Raw genomic sequence first — 645 nt, forward strand, 5'->3', positions numbered from 1 at the left:
TGGTCGCCCAAACGAAACGCACATCCACACTCTTCATTTTTGAAGAGCCCACTTTCTGGAACGTACCGGTTTGGATGAATCGCAATAATCTGGTTTGTAGGTCCAAATCCATTTCACACAATTCATCGAGGAACAACGTGCCACCATCGGCTAACTCAGCGGCACCTTGACGGTCATTTGCCGCACCAGTAAATGCCCCTTTTACGTGACCAAATAGTTCACTTTCAATTAAGTCTTTAGGTAGGGCTGCACAGTTGATGGCAATAAACGGCTTATCACCACGTTTGCTTGCAGCGTGGATGGCTTCTGCGCATACCTCTTTACCCGTACCACTTTCACCAGTAATAAAGATACTCGCTTTACTGCTAGCGGCAGAGTCAATGGTGCGATAGACCTGCTGCATGGTTTGGCTGCTGCCGATAAAACCTTGGTAATTCTGATTACCCGGATTATCTGCTTCATTTTTTAGCTTAGTTGCTTTGCGAATTGCGTTGTTGACCGTAACACGCAGACGGTCTGCTTCACACGGTTTGATCAAAAAGTCTTGAGAGCCATGACGCATCGCTTCTACCGCTGTATCGATAGAGCCATGAGCCGTCATGAAAATGATCGGCACATCTGGATGACTCTTTTTAACGGCGTGCA

The 645-nt window shown here is 47.0% G+C and carries 1 protein-coding gene; it reads right to left on the bottom strand.

The window, feature by feature from the left end; all coding sequences use genetic code 11:
* A partial coding sequence (locus R8O10_RS25735) for a sigma-54 dependent transcriptional regulator (protein WP_318192028.1) occupies positions 1-645 on the bottom strand: 645 nt, incomplete at both ends.

The sequence above is a fragment of the Vibrio sp. 1727 genome (assembly GCF_033344415.1).
Classification (GTDB): Bacteria; Pseudomonadota; Gammaproteobacteria; order Enterobacterales; family Vibrionaceae; genus Vibrio; species Vibrio alginolyticus.